We start from the raw sequence: 21,102 nt of genomic DNA, 5'->3' as shown, positions 1-21,102 counted from the left end.
CCGGCCTCACAGCAGCCGTTCGGTGAGGAACCCGACCAACTCCTCCTGCCTCGGCGTGAGATAGAAGTGGTTCCCCTCGAAGACGCGGACGTCCAGGTCCTCGGTCGTGACGTCCGACCAGGCCGAGAGGTCCTCCACCGGGCACGCGGGATCGCTGTCGCCCCCGCAGGCCGTGACGGGAACGCCCAGGCGGTGCAGGTGCGCCGGGCGGTACGCCGCGAGCAGCCCGAAGTCCCCGCGCAGCGCGGGCATGATCACGCCCCGCAGCATGGGGTTCTCGTAGAGCGCGGCACCCTCGGGGTCCAGCCTGCGGACGTGGTTCAGGATGTCGGTGTCCGTCGGCACCGGCCGCGGCGCCAGCTCCTGCGCGAGACGCGGCCTGGTCCGGCCCGACACGATCAGCCGGGTGAGGCTGCGGCCGGGGATCCCCTCCAGCCGGCGGGCCACCTCGTACGCCACCGACGAGCCCATGCTGTGGCCGAACAGGGCCAGCGGCAGATCGTCCGTCAGCTCCGCCAGCAGGGCCGACGTGATCGCGTCCGCCAGCTCGTCCATCGTCGCCGGACACGGCTCGGACAGCCGGTCCTGGCGGCCGGGGTACTGCACCGACAGCACCTCGATCTCAGGCGGTGTCAGCGCGGCCCAGCCGTGGAAGGTGCCCGCCGCGCCGCCCGCGTGCGGGAAGCACACCAGCCGGACCTTCGCGGCGGGCGCGCTCACGCCCCGCAGCCAGCGGGTGTGGATGTCGGGGGCGGTCATGACTCCGCCTCGAACTCGGCGAGCAGGGCGTCCAGGGCGCCGTCCGCCCCGCCGCCCTCCTTGATCTCCACGATGCGGATCGTCATCTCCTTCAGCGTGATCGGTTCGAGGAACAGCTGGATCGGTACGTCGATGTCCAGCTCGTCGCGGAGCCGTCCGGCCAGATGCACGGCCGTCAGCGAGTCGCCGCCCGCCTCGAAGTATGTCTTCTCCAGACCGGCGGGGCCGTCGAGGTCCAGCGCCTCGACCACCAACTCGGCGACCTCGGCCTCCAGTTCGCTGCCCGGCGCGGGCGCGGCGGCCTCGGCCGGCGGGTGCGCGGCCGGGCCGCGCAGCGTCAGCGCGCCGTGGCTCTCGCCCGCGAACGGATACGCCGGGAGCCGTACCCGGCGCACCTCGCCGTCGAGCGCCGGCCAGGTCATCTCCTCGCCCCGCAGCCACGCCTCGCCCGCCGGGTCCCGCACCGAATCCGGGTGGCCCTCGGCCAGTGCCATGAGCTTGTCCGACGCCTCCCGCGTGCCGGCGGCGACCACGTAGGCGCGCACGGGCATCCCGACCCGGCCGGTGCGCAGGGTGTGCGCGACGTCGGCCAGGGCGGGGGCGTCCACCTCGCGCAGCCGCGCCGCCAACCGGGACGCGACGAGGCCGAGTTGGTGCTCGGTGCGGGCCGAAAGCGGCAGGACCGTCGGGCGGGCGCCGGCCTCCGCGCGCGGCCCGCGCGCCGGCGCCTCCTGCACCACCACGTGCACGTTCGTGCCGCCGATACCGACCGACGTCACACCGGCCAGCCGGGGCAGGTCCGGCCTGCGCTGCCACTGACGGGTCTCGGTCACCAGCCGCAGCGGCGAGTCCGCGAGGGCGGCGACCGGGCTCGTGACGTCCACCGTCGGGGCCAGCGTCGCGTGCTCCAGCATCAGGACCGTCTTGATCAGCGCCGCCGCACCGGCCGCCGCGTCCGCGTGCCCGATGTTCGACTTCACCGAGCCGAGCCCGATGCCGGCACCGCCGGCCGGAGCACTTCGGTCACCGGCCGCGAACGCCGCGCTCGCCGCCTCCAGTTCGATCCGGTCGCCCAGCTCGGTCCCGGTCCCGTGCGCCTCCACGTACTGCGCCGCCGACGGCTCCAGGCCCGCCGCCGCCCACGCCTCCGTGATCGCGGCCGTCTGCTGGTCCACGCCCGGAGCGGTGAAGCCGACCTTGCCGGCCCCGTCGTTGGTGACGGCCGTGCCCCGGATCACCGCGCGCACCGGGTCGCCGTCGGCCAGCGCGTCCTCCAGCCGCCGCAGCACCAGCACGCCCACCCCGCTGCCCGGCACCGTGCCGGCCGCCTTCTCGTCGAAGGGGCGGCAGCGGCCGTCGGGGGAGAAGATGCCGCCCTGGTAGTGGACGTAGCCCTGTCTGCGCACGGTGCCGATGGCGACGCCGCCCGCGAGCGCGGTGTCGCACTCGCCGAGCAGCAGGGCCTGCACGGCGAGATGGACCGCCGTCAGCGAGGTCGAGCAGGCCGTCTGGACCGTCATGCTCGGCCCGTCCAGCCCAAGCCGATAGGAGATCCAGGGCGCCAGGAACTCGCGGTCGGTGAGGATACGGACCTGGAGCGCGCCGATCGACGCGGCGAGCGCCGGGTCCGTGCCGGCGGCCAGCGCGTGCTCCGTCGGGCTGCCGCCCACGTAGACGCCGGTCCGGGACGGGGCGTTCAGCGGGGCGTACCCGGCGTCCTCCAGCGCCGACCAGGCGGTCTCCAGGAGCACCCGGTGCTGCGGGTCCAGGGCCGCCGCCTCGGTGCGGTTGAAGCCGAACAGCTCGGCCTCGAAGCGGTCCGCGTCCGCGAGATGCCCCTGCGCCGGGACGTACGCGGGGTTGCGCAGCTCGGCCGGGTCCGCCCCGTCGGCGAGCAGTTCCTTCTCGGTGAACGCGGACAGCGAGCAGACGCCGTCGCGGAGGTTGGCCCAGTAGGCGTCGAGGTCGGGGGCGCCGGGGAAGCGTCCGCTCATCCCCACGACGGCCACCGCCGGCTCAAGGTCGTGCTGTGCGGCTTCCTCGGTCGTCATCGCGTCGTGCCCTTCCTGGAACGGAGCTTGTGCAGGGCGGCCCGGCGGTCGCTGCCGCGCCGGGCCGCCTCCTCGTGGGGCGCCGCCTGCTCGGCCGCCCGGTCGAGATGGGCCGCCACGGCGGCGACCGTCGGGTGCCGGAACAGGTCGATCAGGGTGAGGTCCCGGTACTCCGGGTGTTCCTGGAGCGCCGCGAGCACGGCCAGCAGCCGTACCGAATTGCCGCCCAGGTCGAAGAAGTTGTCGTGGATGCCGACCCGGTCCAGGGTCAGCACCTGTTGCCACACCCGGGCCACGCGCCGCTCGGCCGCGCTGTCCGGCGCGGTGTACGACCCGCTCAGCTCGGGGCGCGAGGAGGGAGGTTCGGGCAGCCGGGACCGGTCGATCTTGCCGGAGCGGTTCAGCGGCAGCTCCGGCAGCCGCACGAAGACCTCCGGGACCATGTAGCCGGGCAGCCGGCCGGCGAGCAGGGACCGCAGGGCCTCGTCCGAGGGGGCCGGGTCCTGCCCGACCACGTACGCGACCAGCCGCTGTTCGGCGCCCTCGCCGCGCACCGCCGCCGCGGCCACCGTGACCCCGGGATGGCCCGCCAGGACGGCCTCGATCTCGCCGAGTTCGATCCGGTAGCCGCGCAGCTTCACCTGCGAGTCGCTCCGGCCCAGGTAGTGCAGGACGCCCCGCGCGTCGATCCGGCACAGATCGCCGGTGCGGTACATACGGGCGCCGGGCGGACCGTACGGATCGGCGACGAAGCGCTCGGCCGTCATGCCCGGCCGGCCGAAGTAGCCACGGGCCAGGGTGGCGCCGGCGACGTACAGCTCACCGGTCACGCCGACCGGGGCCGGGCGCAGCCGGCCGTCCAGGACGTAGGCGCGGGAGCCCGGCACCGCGTGGCCGATCACCACCGGCTCGCCCGGCCGCAGATCGGCCGTGGTCGAGTACACCGTCGCCTCGCTGGGGCCGTACGCGTTGACGATCCGGCGGCCCTCCTCGCCGAGCCGCTCGACCAGCTCGGCCGGGCACGCCTCGCCGCCGACCGCGAGCGTGCGCAGGTCGGGCAGCGCGCCCGGGGCACGGGGCAGCGTCATCGCGGCGGACGGCGGCAGGAAGACGTACGTGATGCGGGAGTCCCGCAGCCGGGCCTGAAGCGCCTCGCCGAGCCGCTCGTCCTCGTGCGCGATGTGCAGCTCGGCGCCCGCGACCCAGGGGAAGAACAGGTCGGACACGGCCACGTCGAAGCCGAACGACACGAACTGCAGGACCCGGTCCGCCTCGTTCACCGGGAACACGGGGCGGACGTTCACCGCGAGGTTGAACAGCGCGCGGTGCTCCACGGCCACGCCCTTGGGGACGCCGGTGGAGCCGGAGGTGTAGAGGACGTAGGCGAGGTCGTCGGGGGCGCATTCCACGGGGGTGAGCGCGGGTGGCGCCGGCTCCGGATCCTGGTCCACCCGCAGTTCCGGTACGTCGATTCCCGCCACGCCCGTCGTCTCCGCCGCCGTCAGCAGCAGTGAGGTGCCCGAGTTGGTGATCATGTAGGCCAGGCGGGCCGGGGGGTGTGCCGGATCCAGCGGTACGTAGGCGCCGCCGGCGCGCAGGACCGCGAGGGCGGCGATGCCCATGTCGGCGCCGCGCGGGAGGAGGAGGCCGACGCGGTCCCCTCGGCGTACGCCTTGTGTCTGGAGGCTGGCGGCGAGGCGGTCGGCCCGTGCGAGGAGTTCGGCGTAGGTCAGGTGCAGGTCGCCGCAGACGAGTGCGGTGGCCTCCGGCCGGGTGGTGGCCTGATGTGCGACGAGGGTTGGGACCCGGTGCGCCTTGGGGAGTGCCGCGATTGATTGACTGGCGGCTGCGGGTTCGTCGTGGCTTGTCGCGCAGTTCCCCGCGCCCCTTTGGGGCGCTGTCAGCAAGCGCTCCTTTTCGGGCGCCGGAAGTATGTCGATCGTCGACAGCGGGGCGTCCGGGTGGGCCAGGAGCCCCTCCAGCAGAGTTTCGAAGCAGCGCACCCAGCGTCGTACCGTCTCCGTGTCGAACAAGGCGGTGCGGAAGATCAGGTACGCGGCGAGGTCCTCGCCCCAGCGTTCCACCTGGAGGTGGAAGTCGAACTTCGCGGTGTCCAGGCCGACATGGACCCGGTCGACCTCGGCGCCGGCCAGCCGCAGGGTCAGCTCGGTGTCGTCGTCGTAGCCGAAGACCACCTGCACGACCGGGTCGTGGCTGATCTCGCGGGCGGGGGCGACCTCGTCGACGACCGCCTCGAACGGGGCGTCCTGGTAGGGCTGGGAGTCCAGCAGCGTGGTGCGCAGACGGTCGATCAGGTCGTGGTACGACGGGTCGCCCGACAGGTCGACGCGCAGCGCCAGGGTGTTGGTCAGCATGCCGACCATGTCCTGGAGCTCGGGACGGTCCCGGCCGGAGACGGGGAAGCCGATCACCAGGTCCTCGGAGCCGGAGAGCCGGCTCACGAACGCGGCGTACGCGGCGAACACCGCCATGAACGGGGTGCCACCGCGCGTCCGTGCCGTCCGGGCGATCCGCTCCCGTACGCGGGCCGGCACCGTGAACCGTTCGGTGCCCCCGGCAGCCGTGCGTACCGCCCCGCGCGGCCGGTCCAGCGGCAGCGCGACCGTCTCCGGGGCACCCCGCAGCCGCTCGGCCCAGTGCGCGACCGAGCCGCCGTACTCGCCCGCCGCCTGCCGCTCCCGCTGCCAGGCCGCGAAGTCCGGGAACTGCAGGGGGAGTTCGGGCGGGCTGTGGGGCAGGCCCTTGGTCTCGTTCTCGTACCCGGCCGACAGCTCGCGCAGCAGCACGCCCAGCGACCAGCCGTCGCAGACCAGGTGGTGGGCGACCAGCAGCACACGGTGGCTGCCGTCGGCCATGGCGTACAGCGTGCAGCGCAGCAGCGGTCCGGCCGTCACGTCGAAGGGGCGGGCCGCCTCCGCGCGCATCCGCGCCTCCGCCTCAGCCACCGGCACGTCGTGCTCCGCGCGCGGCTCGACCCGGCCGGCCGCGGACACGAGCTGCAGCGGCACTCCGTCGGGGCCGGTGCGGAAGACCGTGCGCAGCGACTCGTGCCGGGCGACGAGCGTGTCGAGCGCCCGCCCGAAGGCCGCCGCGTCGAACGGCCCGCGCACGACGAAGGCCGCCGGCACGTGATAGGTCGCGGCCCCCGGGTCCATGTGGTCCAGGACGAGCAGCCGGGCCTGCGCGTCCGAGGTCGGGAACTCGTACTCCTCGGGCTCCCCGAGGGCCTCGTCGTACTCCCCGACCGTGCCGATGTCGTCAGCGGTCATCTGCCTGTGCTCCGTCCCCCCGTGCGGTCCCCGGCCGGTTCTGCCAGGTCTGCCAGTACGTTCTCCACGACCGCGGCGATCTCGCCGACCGGTCCCGGTGTGAGCACATCGCTGTGCTCGCAGTCGAGTTCGTGCACGTCCACCGCGGCCGCGCACGCCCGCCACGCCGCGCTCTTCTCCCCGGTCGTCGCCTCGGCGGCGCGGGTGGCGGAGAAGAGGGTGACCCGGCCGTCGTACGGCGACGGCCGCCAGGCGCGCGCCATCTCGATGTACCGCTCCATGGCGCCGACCAGCGCGCCGATCCGCGGCCGGTCGAGGCCGGCGAGGAGCGCGCTGTGCGCCTGGACGCGGGCCACCACCTCGGCCCGGTCCAGCGGACCCGGTCCGGCCGGGACGCCGGGCAGCGCGTTGCGCAGCAGGTTGCCCAGCGCCGCCTGCTCCACGACCACCGCCTCCAGCGGCACCCGCGCCACCTCGGGCGGCTTCGGCATCGCGTCCACGACGGCGACGAGCGCGACCTCCTCGCCCGCCGCGCGCAGCCGCACCGCCAGCTCGTGCGCCAACGGCCCGCCGAAGGACCGCCCGAGCAGCAGATACGGCCCGTGCGGGCGCACCGCCCGCACGACCGGCAGACAGCTCTCGGCCAACTCGCCGAGCGTCGCCGGCAGTTGTCCGCCGTGCAGCACCGGAGTCTGGAGCGCGTACACCGGCCGCCCGGGGGCGAGGTGCGGCAGCAGCGCCGCGTAGGCCCAGCCGAGGCCGAGCCCCGGGTGCAGACAGAACAGCGGGGGCAGATCGCCCTCGCGGCGCAGCGTCAGCAGCGGGGCGTACGCGTCCTCCTCAGTGCGATCCGCGGTCAGGCGGGCGGCGAGCGCGGCCGGCGTCGGCGCCTCGAACAGCGTGGCGGGTGACACCCGGGTCCCCAGCTCCGCGTGGATGCTCGCGGTCAGCCGCAGGGCGAGCAGCGAGTGGCCGCCATGCGCGAAGAAGTCGCCGTCGGGACCGATCGCGTCGACCCCGAGAGCCTGCGCGAACAGCGCGCACAGCCGCTGCTCATGCCCCGGCCGCGCGATCCGCCCGTGCCCCGACCGCGCACGCTCCGGCTCGGGTTCGGGCAGCGCGGCCCGGTCGACCTTGCCGTGCCCGGTCAGCGGGACGGAGTCCAGCCGCGCCCACGCCGACGGCATCAGATGCGCGGGCAGCGTGCGCGCCGCGTGCTCGCGTACGAGGTCCAGGTCACCGCCCACGACATGGGCGACGAGCCGCTTGCCGCCGCCGGGTCCCGGGCGTGCGGCGACCACGGCCCGCTCCACACCGGGGCAGGCGGCCAGCGCGGCCTCCACCTCGCCCGGCTCGATCCGGAAGCCGCGCACCTTGACCTGGTCGTCGCTCCGGCCCACGAACTCCAGCTCACCGCCGGGGAAGCGGCGCACCAGGTCGCCCGTGCGGTACATGCGGGTGCCGGGCGGCCCGTACGGGTCGGCGACGAAACGCTCGGCGGTCTGCCCCGGACGGTTCAGATAGCCGTGGGCGAGCCCGCTGCCCGCGATGTACAACTCGCCCACCGCACCGGCCGGCACCGGGCGCAGCAGCCGGTCGAGGACGTGGGTGCGGGAGTTGTCGAGCGGCCGTCCGATGGGCACACAGGCGCCGATCGCCCCCGTCACCGGGTGGGCCGTGGCGAACACGGTCGTCTCGGTGGGCCCGTAGCCGTTGACCACCCGCGTGCCGGGGCACCGCTCGCGCACCCGCCGGACCGCCTCGGCATCGAGCACGTCCCCGCCCGCCCACACCTCGCGCACACCGCCGAGCACCTCGGGCGCGATCTCCGCGACGGTCCGCAGCAGTTCGGCGGTCAGCCACAGCCCGGTGACCCGCCCCTCGGGCAGCAGCCTCTTCAGCAGATCGGGAGTGACGGGTCCGGGAGGCGCGAGCACGACCGTGCCGCCGTTGAGCAGCGGCACCCAGGTCTCGTAGGTCGCGGCGTCGAAGGTGTGCGGGCTGTGCAGCAGCACACGCTCGTGCGCGCCGCCCGAGAAACGGCCGTCGGACGCCAGCTCCACGACGGCTCGATGCGGGGTGACGATCCCCTTGGGCTCACCCGTCGACCCGGACGTGTACATCACGTAGGCGGCGGACTCGGGGGGCACGGAGAGGGGCGGGGTAGCGGCCGACTCCCGACCAGAGGTCTCCAACAGCCTTATCCCCGAAGGGAGTTGTACGTCAGTGTCCGCCACCGCCACCTGCGCGCCGGCCGCCCCCACCAGCGCCGCCAGCCGTGCGGCCGGAGCCCCCGGATCCAGCGGCAGACAGCACCCGCCCGCCTTCAGCACCGCCAGCTGCGCGACGACCGTCGCCACGGACCGGGGCAGCGGCAGCGCGACCGTGTCGCCGGGCCGCACTCCCGCCTCCCGCAGCCGCCCGGCCAGGGCGTCGGACGCCGCGTCGAGACGGCCGTACGTCAGCACCTCGCCGTCGGACTCGACGGCGGGCGCGTCGGGTGTGCGGGCCACCTGCTCGGCGAAGCGGCCGGGGATGCTCAAGGCACCGGACGGCGCACGAGTCGGGCCATCGGCCTGCGCGAGCAGCTGCCGCCGCTCCTCCCGCGGCAGGACGTCGAGCCGGTCGGCGGGTGTGCCGTGCGCGGACGTCAGCGCCTCGAAGGCACGCACCAGGCGGGCGCCGACCGCGGCGGCCGGGACGCCTCCGCGGCAGCTGACCCGCAGCAGCATCCGTTCGCCGGCGACCACGGCGATCGTCACCGGGTAGTGGGTCGCGTCCCGTGTCCCGATCAGCTCCACCGCCGGGGCGGGGCCTTCGGCGCGCGGGAAGTTCTCGAAGGCCAGGACGGTGTCGAAGAGCTCGCCCGCCCCGGCCGCCCGCTGCACCTGCGACAGCCGTACGTGGTGATACGGCGCCAGCCGCAGCTGCTCGCTCTGCACCCGGGCCAGCAGTTCGTCGACGCCCTCGCCCGCACGCAGCGCGATCCGCACCGGCAGGGTGTTGATGAACAGCCCCACCATCCGCTCGACGCCCGGCAGATCGTGCGGCCGGCCCGAGACGACCGCGCCGAAGACCAGGTCATCGGCGCCGGTCGTGCGGGCCAGCACCAGCGCCCACGCCGTCTGCGCCACGGTGTTGACGGTGACACCGGCGTCGGCCGCGCGTCGGGTGACCGCCGCCGTCAGCTCGGGGGTGAGCTCGACGTCGACCGTGTCCTCCGGGGCGTCGGGGCCGACCTGCGCCGGCGGCACGGGCCGGGTAAGCCCTCCCAGCGCCGCCTGCCAGGCCGCCTCGGCACGGTCGTGGTCCTGGCCCTTCAGCCAGACCAGGTACTGCTTGAAGGGCACGGCGGGCGGAAGTTCGCCGCCCTGTGCCGTCAGCGCTTCCAGATCCCGGGCGAGCAACGGCAGCGACCAGCCGTCCAGCAGGATGTGGTGGAGGGTCAGCAGCAGCTCGGCGCCCTCGTCGTGCCGGACCAGTGTGGCCCGCAGCAGCGGGGGGCGGGCCAGGTCGAAGCGCACGCGGCGGTCCTCGGCCATGAGCCGCGCCAGCTCCGCCGCCGCCTCGTCGCGGGTGTGCCCGGTGCGGTCGATCTCCGTCCACGGCAACCTCACCGCCCGTGGAATCACCTGCACCGGCCGCTCCACGTGCTCGTGCCGGAAGCAGGCCCGCAGGTTCGGGTGCCGCTCCAGCAGTCCCGCGACCCCGGCCCGCAGGGCCTCGCCGGTGATGCCGGGCGCGATCCGGAACCGGGCCTGCACCAGATACGGGTCCGGCCGCTCCGGATCGCGCAGTGCGTGGAAGAGCAGGCCCTCCTGGGCGGGGGAGAGCGGCAGCACGTCCGCGATACGGCCGCCCATCAGTCGTCCCCCTCGTCGTCGAGGCCGGGACCGAGGTCCAGGTCGCCCTCCAGCAGGGCGAGCTGGTCCGACGACAGGTCGACCAGCGGGAAGTCGGAGCTGGTGTGACCGCCCGAGCCGTCCCGGCGGGCGTGCTCGACCAGCACCTCGATCGCCTCGCACCACAGCCGCGCGAGCGCGAGCACCTCGTCCTCGCCGAGCACCCCGCGCGCGTACGAGAACGCGGCGCTCAGGCAAGGCCGCCCGGCAGCCCGCTCCAGGACGACCGCGTCGATCTCCACGGCGTGCCCGAGCGGCAGCGCCTCCGCGGCCATGCCGAGCAGCTCGCCGTCGGCCGTGTCGCCGCCGGAGAACCGGCCCAGGTAGTTGAAGCGCAGGTCGGGGACCGGCAGCAGGGCCAGCTTCGGCGCCGTGTCCGCGTTGAGATGGCGCAGCAGCCCCCAGCTCAGGCCGCCCGACGGCACGGACCGCAGCCGCTCCTTGACCTGCTTGAGCGCCTCACCGGCCGCGTCCCGGGCGGGCTGCCAGAAGTCCGCGCCGAGCGCGGTGCCCGCGTCCAGGCGGACCGGGTACTGGGTGGTGAACCAGCCGACGGTACGGGAGACGTCGGCCGGCCGGGAGAGCCCCTCGCGGCCGTGGCCCTCCAGAGCGACCAGCAGCCCGGTGCCGTTGCCCCGGTGCCGTACCGCCGCCGCGGCCAGCGCGGTCAGCAGGACCGCGTCCGGGCCGCAGTGGAAGACCTCCGTCACCTCGGACAGCGCCGCTCCGGTGACCTCCGGCGTCAGTTCGACGGTGAGCACGGCACGGCTCGCCCCGGCACCCCGGCCGCCCGCGATCCGCGCGTCCGGGCCGCCCAGCATCCCCTCCCACCGGACCGACTCCACATCGGCCGTCCCGGGCCGCACCGCCTCCTCGGCGAGCAGCCGGGCCCAGCGCGCGAAGGACGTGCCCGGCGGCTCCGGCAGCCGCTCCCCGGCCAGCGCGGCGGCCAGTTCGGGGCCGAGCAGCCGCCAGGACACCCCGTCGACCGCGAGATGGTGCACCGTCAGCAGCAGCGGACCCGGCCGCTCCGCGTCCCCGTCGAGCCAGGTCGCCCGCACCATCTCGCCCCGCTCCGGGTCGAGGCGCACCGCGGCCGCCAGTTCGTCGGCCAGCTCCCGGACATCGGCCCCGGCGGGCACCTCGACGCGCGCCACGGTCACCTCGGGGACGGCCTCGCCGATCTCCAGCTCCCCGTCCACCAGCCGCATCCGCAGCGCCCCGTGCCGCTCGACCAGCGCGCGCACGGCCGCCTCGACCTGCTCCGGGCCCGCGCCCGCCGGCACCGGGAACAGCATCGACTGCGTGAACGCCGAGGCGTCCCCGCCCTGTTCGCGCCACCAGCGCATGACCGGCGTCAGCGGGAAACGCCCCGTGCCGGCGTCCTCGCCGAGGCCCTCGGTCTCCCGCGCGGTCAGCGCGAGCGACGCCGGCGTCCGGGCCGTGAACACGTCACGCGGCGTGATGCCGAGCCCCGCCCCGGCCGCCCGCCCGGCCAGCTGGATCGCCATGATGCTGTCGCCGCCCAGCCGGAAGAAGTCGTCGTCGGCGCCGACCCGTTCGACGCCGAGCACCTCCTCGAACAGGGCGCACAGGGCCACCTCGCGCACGCCCTCCGGCGCCCGCCCGGCGCCGTCCGACCGGCTCCCCGGGGCGGGCAGCGCCGCCCGGTCCAGCTTGCCGTTGGGGGCCAGCGGCAGCGCGTCCAGCACCACCACGTCGGCCGGCACCATCGCGGCGGGCAACCGCCCGGCGGCGTACGCCAGCAGCGCGTCCGGCACCGGCCCCTGACCGTCACCGCCGACGACGTACGCGACCAGCCGCGGCCTGCCCGGCCGGTCCTCCCGCACCACGGCCACCGCCCGCTCGACCGACGGATGCCCGGTGAGGACGGCCGCGATCTCGCCCGGCTCGATCCGCTGCCCCCGGATCTTCACCTGGTCGTCGGAGCGGCCCAGGTACTCCAGCTGCCCGTCGTCCCGGCGGCGGGCCAGGTCCCCGGTGCGGTACATGCGCGTCCCGGGCGCCCCGTACGGGTCGGCGACGAACCGCTCGGCACTCGCCGCCGCCCGGCCCAGATAGCCGTACGCCACACCCGGCCCCGCCAGATACAGCTCACCGCACACCCCCGGCGGCACCGGCCGCAGCCGCTCGTCGAGAACGTACGCGCGCGTGCCCGGCAGCGGGGCGCCGATCGGCGGAGGCGTGCCGTCACCGATGAGTGGGCCGGAGACCGTCGCGGCGACCGTGAACTCGGTGGGACCGTACGCGTTGTGGAACCGCCGTCCACCGACGGCCCAGCGGGCCACCAGCTCCGGCGGGCACGCCTCCGCGCCCACGGCCAGCGAGCGCAGGTCCGGGTACTCCCCGGCGGGGAGGGTCGCCAGCACCGACGGCGGCAGCATCGTGGCGCCGATCCGCAGCCCGGTCAGCACCTCCGCCAGCCCCTGCCCGACGAGCGGCCCGTCCGGCGCCACGACCAGCGTCCCGCCGGACCCGAACGCCATGCACATCTCGGCCACGGAGATGTCGAACGCGGGCGACCCGAGTTGCAGGACCCGGGTCCCCGGGGTCAGCGCCATACCGTCCACGAGCCCTTGAGCGAGGGCGGCAATACCGGTGTGCGGAACGAGAACGCCCTTGGGCCGCCCGGTGGACCCGGAGGTGTGTATGACATACGCCGGCGTCGACCCCCTCAAGGGGCGCGGGGAACTGCGCGACAAGCCACGACGGCGCGGCACCCGCTCGACTTCACCGCGTGGCAATTCCAGCGATTCGCTCAACACCAAGGTCGGCACATCCGTATCGACCGGCACCCCCCGCTCACCCACAACCACCAGCACCGGCTTCGCGTCTTCCAGCGCCCCCCGGATCCGCTCGCCCGGATAGTCCGGATCCACCGGCAGATACGCGGCCCCGGCCCGCTGCACCGCCAGCAGCGCAGGCACCATCGCCGGGGTGCGCCCCAGCGCGAGGGCCACGACCGCACCGGCCCCCGCCCCGTGCTCGGCGAACGCCTCGGCCAACCGGTCGACCCGGTCCACGAGTTCGGCGTAGGTCAGCGCCAGCGCCCCGGCCTCCAGCGCGGGCGCGCCCGGCGTACGGGCGGCCTGCCGCGCCACCAGGTCGGGCAGCGAAACCGACTCGGGTGCGTCAGGGCCGACGCCGAGCTCCAGCAGCCGCGTCCGGCCCGCCTCGGACAGCAGACCGACCTCGGTGAGCGGCACCCCGGGGTCGGCGGTGAAGCGGCGCAACAGCTCCAGATAGGCGTCCGTCCAGTGCCCTACGGCGTCCGCGTCGAACAGGGCCGTACGGATCTCGAAGCTGCCGTCCATCGTGCCGTCCTCGGCGTCCCGGACGATGCCCACGAGGTCGTGCTCACCGCCGGTGTGGATCCGTTCGGGCTCGCTGAACTCCCTGAGCGCGGCCACGCTCCGCTGCTGCGTCAGGTGCATGAACACCCACTGGAACAGCGGCGAGCGCCCGGCGCTGCGGTCGGGCGCCACCGCCGAGACGATCCGGCCCACCGGCACGTCCGCGTTGGCCATCAGCTCGGGGAAGTCGGCCGCGAACCGCGCCAGCACATCGGCGAAGGAGTCCCCGGGCCGGATCCGCCAGCGGGTCGGGATGGCGTTCATGACGTACCCGATGACCCGCTCCAGGCCCTTCGCGGCCCGGTTGGCGGTCGGGGTGCCGAGCACCATGTCGTCGGCGCCGGTGAGGCGGTGCGCCAGGACGGCGAAGGCCGCCATCAGGACGACGTACACGGACGCGCCGCGCTCGCGGGCCAGCGCCCGTACGGCCCGGGCGGTCGGGGCGTCGACCTGGAACGGGATCTGGGCGATCTCCTCGGACGACCCCGCACCGGCACCGGGCACGGTCAGCGGCCCCGGCGGTTCGGCGAGGTAGCGGCGCCAGAACGCCAGCCGCGCCTCGAAGACGCCGGACGCCTCCAACTCGCCCTGCCAGGAGGCGAAGTCGGCGTATTGGATGCGGGGCCGGGCCGGCATCGGCGCGCCGTCGGAGCGCAGCGCGCGGTGGGCCTCGGCGAACTCGGCCTGGAGCACGTCGAAGGACCACCAGTCGGCGATGACGTGATGCAGGCTCACCATCAGCGTCGCCCGCCGGTCGTCGACCGTGACCAGGCGGGCCCGCATCAGCGGCTCGCCCGCCAGGTCGAAGGGCCGGCGCCGGAAGGTCTCGAAGGCCTCGGCGATGGTGACGCCGGTGCCCCGCAGGTCCTGCCGCTCCAGCCGGAACCGCTCCTCGGGCGGGAAGGTGACGCCCAGCGCGCCCGGCTCACCGTCGATGCGGGATCGCAGGACGTCGTGGTTGCGGCGCACCAGCGTCAGCGCCGTCTCCAGCAGGTCCGGGTCCGTCGGGTCGTCGAAGTGGTAGGCGCAGCACAGGTTGAGCGCCGGAGTGCCGGGATACAGCGACTCGTAGACCCACAGGTCCTCCTGCGCCGGGCTGAGCCGCACCGGCCCTTCCCCGTCGCGCGCCGGCACGACCGCCGGGATCAGCCCGAGCTGCCCGGACTCCACCAGCCGCCGCATCAGCCGGATCCGCTGCTCGCCGCTGAGTGCCCCGAACCGCTCGGCCATCGACGCACCGGCCGCCGCCCCCGTAGTCCCCGTCACGCCACGTCCTCCCGGACCAGTCACGCCAAGTTCTCCTGCAAGACAGTGAAATGCCTCGTCACGCCACGTCCTCCCGCAGCTCCGCCAGCCGGTGCAGCCCGGCCAGCACCTCGTCGCGGCCGAGGCCGAAGTCCACGAAGCAGGCGACCTCGTCGCAGCCCAGTTCGCGCAGGTCGGCGAGCATCTTCCGGCAGGTCGCGGCAGAGCCGAGCAGGCTGCCCCAGGTCAGATAGCGGTGGAACGCGAACTCGGCGAGCAGCGCGGTCTGTTCCTCGGTGAGCTCCGCCGTCGCCCTGTCGGCCGTGCGGTTCGCGGTGGTCTGCCGCACGTAGGAGCGCAGGTACCGCTTCAGCGGCTCGGCGGCCAGCCGCCGCGCCTCCTCGTCGTCCGCGCCGACGAACGTGTGCGCCATCAGCGTCACCCGGCCGTGCGCGTCGGTGCCGCCCTGGTCGGGGGCGGCGGCGCAGGCGGCCCGGTAACGGGCGATCCGCTCGGCGAGTTCCTCCCGGCTCTGCCCGACGGTCGCCCCGAGCACCCCGGCCCGCAGACCTCCGGCCGCCTCCCAGGTCGCGGGGTTGCCGGAGCTCGTCAGCCACAGCGGCAGGGTGTCCTGCACGGGCCGGGGCTGCGGCCGGACGGTGACGGTGGCGCCGGTGCCGTCGGTGAACTCCGCCTCCCCGCCCGCCCACAGCCGCCGCAGCAGCGGGATGCCCCGCAGGGTCCGCTCCCGGCGGTCGTCGTAGTTGCCGGGCGCGAGCACGAAGTCGGCGGAGTGCCAGCCCGTCGCGGCCGACAGCCCGATCCGGCCGTGCGAGAGGTTGTCGACGACCGCCCAGTCCTCCGCGATCCGCAGCGGATGGTGCAGCGGCAGGATCACGCTGCCCGCCCGGATGTTGATCCGCTCGGTAGCCACCGCCAGCGCCGCGCTGAGCACCGGCGGGCTCGGGAACACCTGGCCCACCTGCTGGAAGTGCCGCTCGGGCGTCCAGATCGCATGGAAGCCGAGCCGGTCCGCGGTGCGGGCGACGGTGAGGATGTCGTCGTATGCCTCGCCGTGCCGGGGCGCGGCCCCCGGGTCCGCGGGGCTGTCGGCGCCGAAGAACATCACGCTCAGGTCCATGGCACCTCCTTCTGGCTGGTGTCGGTACGGCCGGCGCGGCCGGGCTGCCGGGGAACGCGCGGCCGGCGCGGGATCGGCGCCGGCGCGGCGGGGGCCTCGGCCGGCGCCCGCTCCAGCTCGGCGGCGAGCGCCGCGACCGTGGGCGAGGTGAACAGCTGGGCGGCGGTCACCGTGCGCCCGGCGCCGGTGAGGCGGGCCGCGACCCGCACCGCGCGCAGGGAGTTGCCGCCGAGCCGGAAGAAGTCGTCGTGCGGGCCGACGCGTTCGACGCCGAGCACGTCGGACCACACGGCGGTGATCTCCCGGAGCAGCGCCGAGTCCGCCGGGCCGTCGTCGGCGGGGGCCGGGGTGAGCACCGCGTCCCGCGCCGGGTCCGCCCGCCGGGACGGCTCGGGCAGCGGAAGCCTGGACAGCGGCAGGTCCGGCTCGGCGGCCGCCGCGCGCAACGCCTCGACGACCGCGTCCGCCAGCCCGTTCACGAACTCCGGCTCCAGACACGAGGTCCGGTACTCGAAGACCAGCGTCATGCCGTCCGGCGCGCCCGACGGTGAGTGGTCGTCCGTCACGTCCACCAGCAGCTCGAACCGGGCGGTGCCGGTGCGCAACGGTTCCACGCCGGTCGTGGCGCCGGGCAGGCCGACCTCGGCGCGGGCGTTGTTCTGCAACGCCAGCACCACCTCGGTGAACGGCTGCCGTCCCGGCGGACGTACGGGGCCCAGCGCGTCCACCACCTCCTCGAACGGCACGTCCTGGTGGGCGAACGCGTCCAGCGCCGTCTCCCGGATCCGCGCGAGCAGCTGCCGTGCGGTCGGGTCGCCGGAGGCGTCGGTGCGCAGCACCAGCATGTTGACGAAGAACCCGACGACGTCGTCCACCGTGCCGTCGTGCCCGCGTCCGGCGATCGGCGACCCGACCGCGAGATCCTCGCCCGCGCCTGTCCGCACCAGCGCGGTGGCCAGGGCGGCGTGCAACGCCATGAACAGCGTGGCGCCCTGCTCCCGCGCCGCATCGACGATCCGCGCGTGCGTCCGCGCGTCCAGCCGCCGTACGACGGTGTCGGCGTCCCGGCCCGGCACGGCGGGCCGTCCGGGACGGCGGGGCAGCAGCGGGCCGCCGGGCGCCAGACCGGTCAGGGCCTTGCGCCAGAAGACGAGCTGTTCCGACGTGAGGGACCCGGGATCGTCGGCCGTGCCGAGCCGTTCCCGCTGCCGGCGGGCGAAGTCGGCGTACGGCACGGGCGGCGCGGTCGCCTCCGGCACTGCTCCGGCGGTGCGGGCGGCGTAGGCCCGCGACAGGTCCCTGAACAGCGGCGGCAGGGACCAGCCGTCGCCCGCGATGTGGTGCAGCACCAGCAGCAGCGCATGCTCGTCCGGCCGGTCGGTGACACCGAACAGCACGGCGTGCAGGGGCAGTTCGGCGGCGAGATCGAAGCGGTGCCGGGCGGCCCCGGCGACGGCCCCCGCCAACTCCCCGGACCGGACCCGGACCTCCCGCAGCCGCGGCCGTGCCCCGGCCCCGTCCAGCACCCGCTGCCTCGGCTCGCCGTCGCTCTCCTCGAACACGGTCCGCAGCACCGCCTGCCGCGCCGCCACGTCCCCGAGCGCCGCCCGCAGCGCCGCCGCGTCGACCGCCCCGCGCAGTCGCACCAGCACCGGCAGGGTGTACGCGGTGCCCGCGTCGACCCGGTCCAGGAACCACAGGCGCCGCTGGGCATGGGAGAGGGGCAGCGTGTCACCGGCCGGGACCGGGGCGGGCGCGTCGGCCGGGTCGCCCTTCCCTGCCGTCTCCTCGACGTGCGGCAGCAGCGTCGCCGGCGTCCGGCACTCGAACAGCGTCCGTACGCCGACCCGCGCGCCCAGCGTCAGCCGGATCCGGCCCAGCAGCCGGGCCACCATCAGCGAGTTGCCGCCGAGCTCGAAGAAGTCGTCCTCGGGGCCCACGGACGCCACCCCCAGCACCTCGGAGAACAGCCCGCACAGCGCCTCCTCCACCGGCCCCGAAGGACGCCGTCCGGCCGCCGAGCCGAGGGAGCCGGTGACCGGGCCGGGCTCCGGCAGGGCGGCGCGGTCCAGCTTGCCGTTGGGGGTGAGCGGCAGGGCGTCCAGCAGGACGAAGGCGGCCGGGACCAGATAGTCGGCCAGCAGCCGAGCCGCGTGCGTGCGTAACTCCCCTTCCGAGGGCCGCCGCAGGTCCCCGTCGCGCGGGACGACGTACGCGACCAGCCGCTTCTCGCCCGTGCCGTCGGGCCGGGCGACCACGGCGGCCCGGACCACGCCCGGATGACCCGCCAGAACCGTCTCCACCTCGCCCGGCTCCACCCGGAACCCGCGGATCTTCACCTGGGAGTCGGCCCGCCCGAGATACTCCAGCACGCCGTCCGTCCGGCGCCGCACCAGATCCCCGGTGCGGTACATCCGCTCGCCCGAGGGCCCGTACGGGTCGGCCACGAACCGCTCGGCCGTCAGCTCCGGCCGGCCGCAGTAGCCGAGGGCGACACCCGCCCCGGCGGCGTACAGCTCACCCGCCCCGCCGTCCGCGACGGGCCGCAGCCGCTCGTCCAGCACCCGGAGCCGCTTGCCCGCGAGCGGGCGCCCGATCGGCACCGGCCGGCCGTCCCGCACCTCCTCGGCGGTGATCGGATGGACGGTCAGGAAGACCATGCCCTCGACCGGGCCGTAGCCGTTGCTCAGCCGCAGCCCGGGGTGGCGCCGAAGCGCGCGGGCCGCGTGCGCGGGCGACAACGGCTCGCCGCCGACGATCAGTTCGCGTACGCCGTCCAGGGCCCGCGGATACTCGTCGACGACCACGTGGAACAGCGAGGCCGACAGGTACAGCGAGGTCACGGCATGCCGGTCGACCAACTCGGCGATCACGACCGGGTCGGGCCGCTGTCCCGGGTGCAGCACGCACAGGCCGCCGTTCAGCAGCGGCCCCCACAGCTCGAGGGCGAACGCGTCCCAGGACACCGGGGAGCACTGCAACCACACCGCGCCGGTCCCGAAGGACGCGAAGTCCTGCCCGGTCAGCGTCCCCGTGATCGCGGAATGGGGGGCGACGATGCCCTTCGGACGTCCGGTGGAGCCGGAGGTGAACATCACGCACGCGGGGTCGTGCGGCCGTACGGCCACGGGTTCGATCCGCTCGGCCTGCTCGGCGTCCTCCACCGCCACCGACACGGCGGCCGTGACCGGCTGCCGGTCCCCGCGGCGGGACACCACGACGCCGACGCCCGCGTCGGCCGCCATCGCGCGCAGCCGCTCCGCCGGAAAGTCCGGGTCGAGCATCACATGGCCGGCACCGGCCTTGAGCGTGCCGAGCAGTGCCACCACCATCTCGGCGGACCGCTCCAGGTACACGCCCACCAGGGCTCCCGGCCGAACCCCGTGCCGCCGCAGCAGCCCGGCCAACCGGTCGGCACGCGCGTCGAGTTCGCCGTAGCTCAGCCGCTGCCCGCCGTGCACCAGCGCGGTCGCCGCCGGTGTCCGTCGAGCCTGCTGAGCGAAGAGTTCATGCACACCGTGCAACGCCCCCGTCGACCCCATCTCAGGCGTCTGCGCCCGCGGGGGCGGGACATATGTCCGTCCAGTTGGCCTCGACATGGGCGAGGCACTCGGCACGGCTGCTCGCGCTCAGCGCCACGTCCCACCCGTCCGGCACGGCGATCCCCTCGGGCCACAGCGAGTACTGGCCCTCGGCGTTGGTGAGGACGAGATAGGTCCCGTTCTCGTCCTCGAACGGATTGGTGGTCATGGTCAGCCCTCCACGAGTGCTTTGTTCTCGGGGTTGTCGGGTTTGTCGGTGCTCCCCGGGGCCTCGGGATCGCCGGGCCGCGCGGAGTCGTCGCCGTCGTCGGATTCCGCGGAGTCGTCGGTGACATCCGGCAGCAGCGAGTCGATCTCGCGAACCGTGCGCCGGGACATGCTCAGCACCGCGACGGTGACGCCGCACAGCCCGGCGATGAGCAGCATCGCGGCCATGCCGCTGCCGGGCCCGTCCCCGAGGAGCGGCCCGAGCACCACGAAGATGCCGGCGCCGTCCGCGGCCTGCGGCTCGAAGACATGGTCGGCCAGCGGACCGGAGACCGCGGTGGCCAGCGGGACGGAGAGCTGCGACAGGAACACCACCGCGCCGAAGACCCGGCCGTGCCACTCCTGCGGAACCTTCGTCTGCACGATCGCCTGCATCGTGCCGTTGATCATCGGCATCAGCGCCGCGCCCACCAGGATGGCCGCGCACCAGCCGACGACCTCGCCGGCCAGCGCCATCGCCACCTGGGCGGACAGGCACATGCCGATGATCCCGAGCAGCATGCCCCGGGCCCGGTTCCGCGGCCCGCTCCAGGCCGCCATCAGCAGCCCGCCCGCGACCCCGCCGACACCGATCGCGGTGTTGACGCTCGCCAGCGCCGAGGTCTCCCCGCCGGAGCGCGCCAGCACCATGGGCTGTACGGCGGCGAAGCCGAAGACCATGACCAGGTTGACGAAGCAGAAGGCCAGCATCAGATCGCGCAGGCTCGGGAAGCGGAAGAGGAAACGCATCCCCTCGACGGCCTCGGCGATCAGCTTCTTGCGCGGACCACCGCCCGGCTTCGCCTTGGGACCGGTGTCCCCCCGCATTCGTACGACCCGGATCGCGGCCAGCGCGAGAGCGAAGCTGACCAGGTCGGCGACGAGGATGAAACCGATCCCGGAGAACGCCACCAGCAGCCCGCCGAGCGCCGGCCCGCCCACGTCGGCGGTGCTCTTGGCGCTCGCCAACAAGCTGTTGGCACGCTGGAGTTGGCGCTTGTCCACCAGCAGCGGCACGGCCGCGCCGAGCGCCGGGAACTGGAACGCGGCGGCACCGCCGAGCAGCATGACCGCCCCGTAGACCTCCCAGGTGTGCAGCCCGCCGGTGAAGTGCAGGACGGCGAGCAGCGCCACGACCAGCAGCCCGCCGCCGTCGGCGAGCTGGAGTGCCGTACGCCGGTTGACGCGGTCGACGAAGGCACCGGCGAGCGGACTCAGCAGCACCTGGGGGAGCAGGGCGCACAGCGAGAGGGTGGTCAGCGCGGTCGCGCGGCCGGTGGCCGACCAGGTCTCGAAGACGAAGGCGAACCGCAGGACGGAATTGCCCACCAGGGACACCGCCTGCCCGCTCCAGACGAGCATGAAGGGCCCCATACCGGTGAACCGGCCGGCCTTCCCCCCGTCGTGCGCGGTGTCGTCCTGCGAACGCGCCGCATCGGCCACGTGCGTACCCCCGTCGAATGTGGCTTCCGGTCAAGAACCCTAGTTCGAAGACACGGGCCGCACAGCCCTGATCATGAAAGGCGACCGAGAAGCCCTCACGGAGGGCTCG

The 21,102-nt window shown here is 74.8% G+C and carries 9 protein-coding genes; all 9 read right to left on the bottom strand.

Annotation, left to right across the window (positions count from 1 at the left end; translation table 11 throughout):
- Window positions 1-6: 6 nt before the first annotated feature.
- From CP983_RS14070 to CP983_RS14030, 9 genes are read right to left on the bottom strand one after another with little or no spacing between them, the layout of a single operon-like run.
- Window positions 7-759 carry a thioesterase II family protein gene (locus tag CP983_RS14070; RefSeq protein WP_150499784.1) on the bottom strand — a complete coding sequence of 251 codons (753 nt, stop codon included), beginning with the start codon at window positions 757-759 and terminating at the stop codon, window positions 7-9.
- Window positions 756-2,810 (bottom strand): type I polyketide synthase, encoded by a 2,055-nt coding sequence (locus tag CP983_RS14065; RefSeq protein ID WP_150499783.1) that lies wholly within the window; start codon window positions 2,808-2,810, stop codon window positions 756-758. Before CP983_RS14065 ends, CP983_RS14070 begins: the two co-directional genes overlap by 4 nt.
- Window positions 2,807-6,100: a non-ribosomal peptide synthetase gene (locus tag CP983_RS14060; protein WP_150499782.1), complete on the bottom strand. Its 3,294-nt coding sequence runs from the start codon at window positions 6,098-6,100 to the stop codon at window positions 2,807-2,809. The genes CP983_RS14065 and CP983_RS14060 overlap by 4 nt, the downstream gene beginning before the upstream one ends.
- The gene (locus CP983_RS14055; RefSeq protein ID WP_150499781.1) at window positions 6,097-9,963 is read right to left on the bottom strand and encodes a non-ribosomal peptide synthetase; all 3,867 of its coding nucleotides are present in this window, start codon (window positions 9,961-9,963) and stop codon (window positions 6,097-6,099) included. Before CP983_RS14055 ends, CP983_RS14060 begins: the two co-directional genes overlap by 4 nt.
- Window positions 9,963-14,642, bottom strand: a complete 4,680-nt coding sequence (locus CP983_RS14050; RefSeq protein ID WP_150499780.1) for a non-ribosomal peptide synthetase — start codon at window positions 14,640-14,642, stop codon at window positions 9,963-9,965. Before CP983_RS14050 ends, CP983_RS14055 begins: the two co-directional genes overlap by 1 nt.
- A 58-nt stretch (window positions 14,643-14,700) precedes the next feature.
- Window positions 14,701-15,762, bottom strand: coding sequence for a MupA/Atu3671 family FMN-dependent luciferase-like monooxygenase (locus CP983_RS14045; protein WP_150499779.1), 1,062 nt, complete (start codon window positions 15,760-15,762; stop codon window positions 14,701-14,703).
- Entirely contained in the window at window positions 15,753-19,277 is a 3,525-nt protein-coding gene (locus tag CP983_RS14040) for a non-ribosomal peptide synthetase (protein ID WP_167537701.1), read from the bottom strand. Before CP983_RS14040 ends, CP983_RS14045 begins: the two co-directional genes overlap by 10 nt.
- A gap of 28 nt (window positions 19,278-19,305) precedes the next feature.
- Entirely contained in the window at window positions 19,306-19,512 is a 207-nt protein-coding gene (locus tag CP983_RS14035; RefSeq protein ID WP_107902832.1) for an MbtH family protein, read from the bottom strand.
- Between the two features lie 2 nt (window positions 19,513-19,514).
- Complete coding sequence (locus CP983_RS14030; RefSeq protein ID WP_125527900.1) at window positions 19,515-20,993, bottom strand: MFS transporter; 1,479 nt, start codon at window positions 20,991-20,993, stop codon at window positions 19,515-19,517.
- Window positions 20,994-21,102 lie beyond the last annotated feature (109 nt).

Source organism: Streptomyces chartreusis, assembly GCF_008704715.1.
In the GTDB taxonomy this organism is placed as follows: Bacteria; Actinomycetota; Actinomycetes; order Streptomycetales; family Streptomycetaceae; genus Streptomyces; species Streptomyces chartreusis.
The sequence above is the reverse complement of the archived record's forward strand: the minus strand, read 5'-3'. Positions and strand labels throughout refer to the sequence as shown.

Bases quoted from the DNA above. Each gene is read 5' to 3' on its own strand.
- CP983_RS14055 (WP_150499781.1), bottom strand. From the start codon at position 9,963: ATGGGCGGCCGTATCGCGGACGTGCTGCCGCTCTCCCCCGCCCAGGAG.
- CP983_RS14035 (WP_107902832.1), bottom strand. From the start codon at position 19,512: ATGACCACCAATCCGTTCGAGGACGAGAACGGGACCTATCTCGTCCTC.
- CP983_RS14060 (WP_150499782.1), bottom strand. From the start codon at position 6,100: ATGACCGCTGACGACATCGGCACGGTCGGGGAGTACGACGAGGCCCTC.
- CP983_RS14070 (WP_150499784.1), bottom strand. From the start codon at position 759: ATGACCGCCCCCGACATCCACACCCGCTGGCTGCGGGGCGTGAGCGCG.
- CP983_RS14045 (WP_150499779.1), bottom strand. From the start codon at position 15,762: ATGGACCTGAGCGTGATGTTCTTCGGCGCCGACAGCCCCGCGGACCCG.
- CP983_RS14065 (WP_150499783.1), bottom strand. From the start codon at position 2,810: ATGACGACCGAGGAAGCCGCACAGCACGACCTTGAGCCGGCGGTGGCC.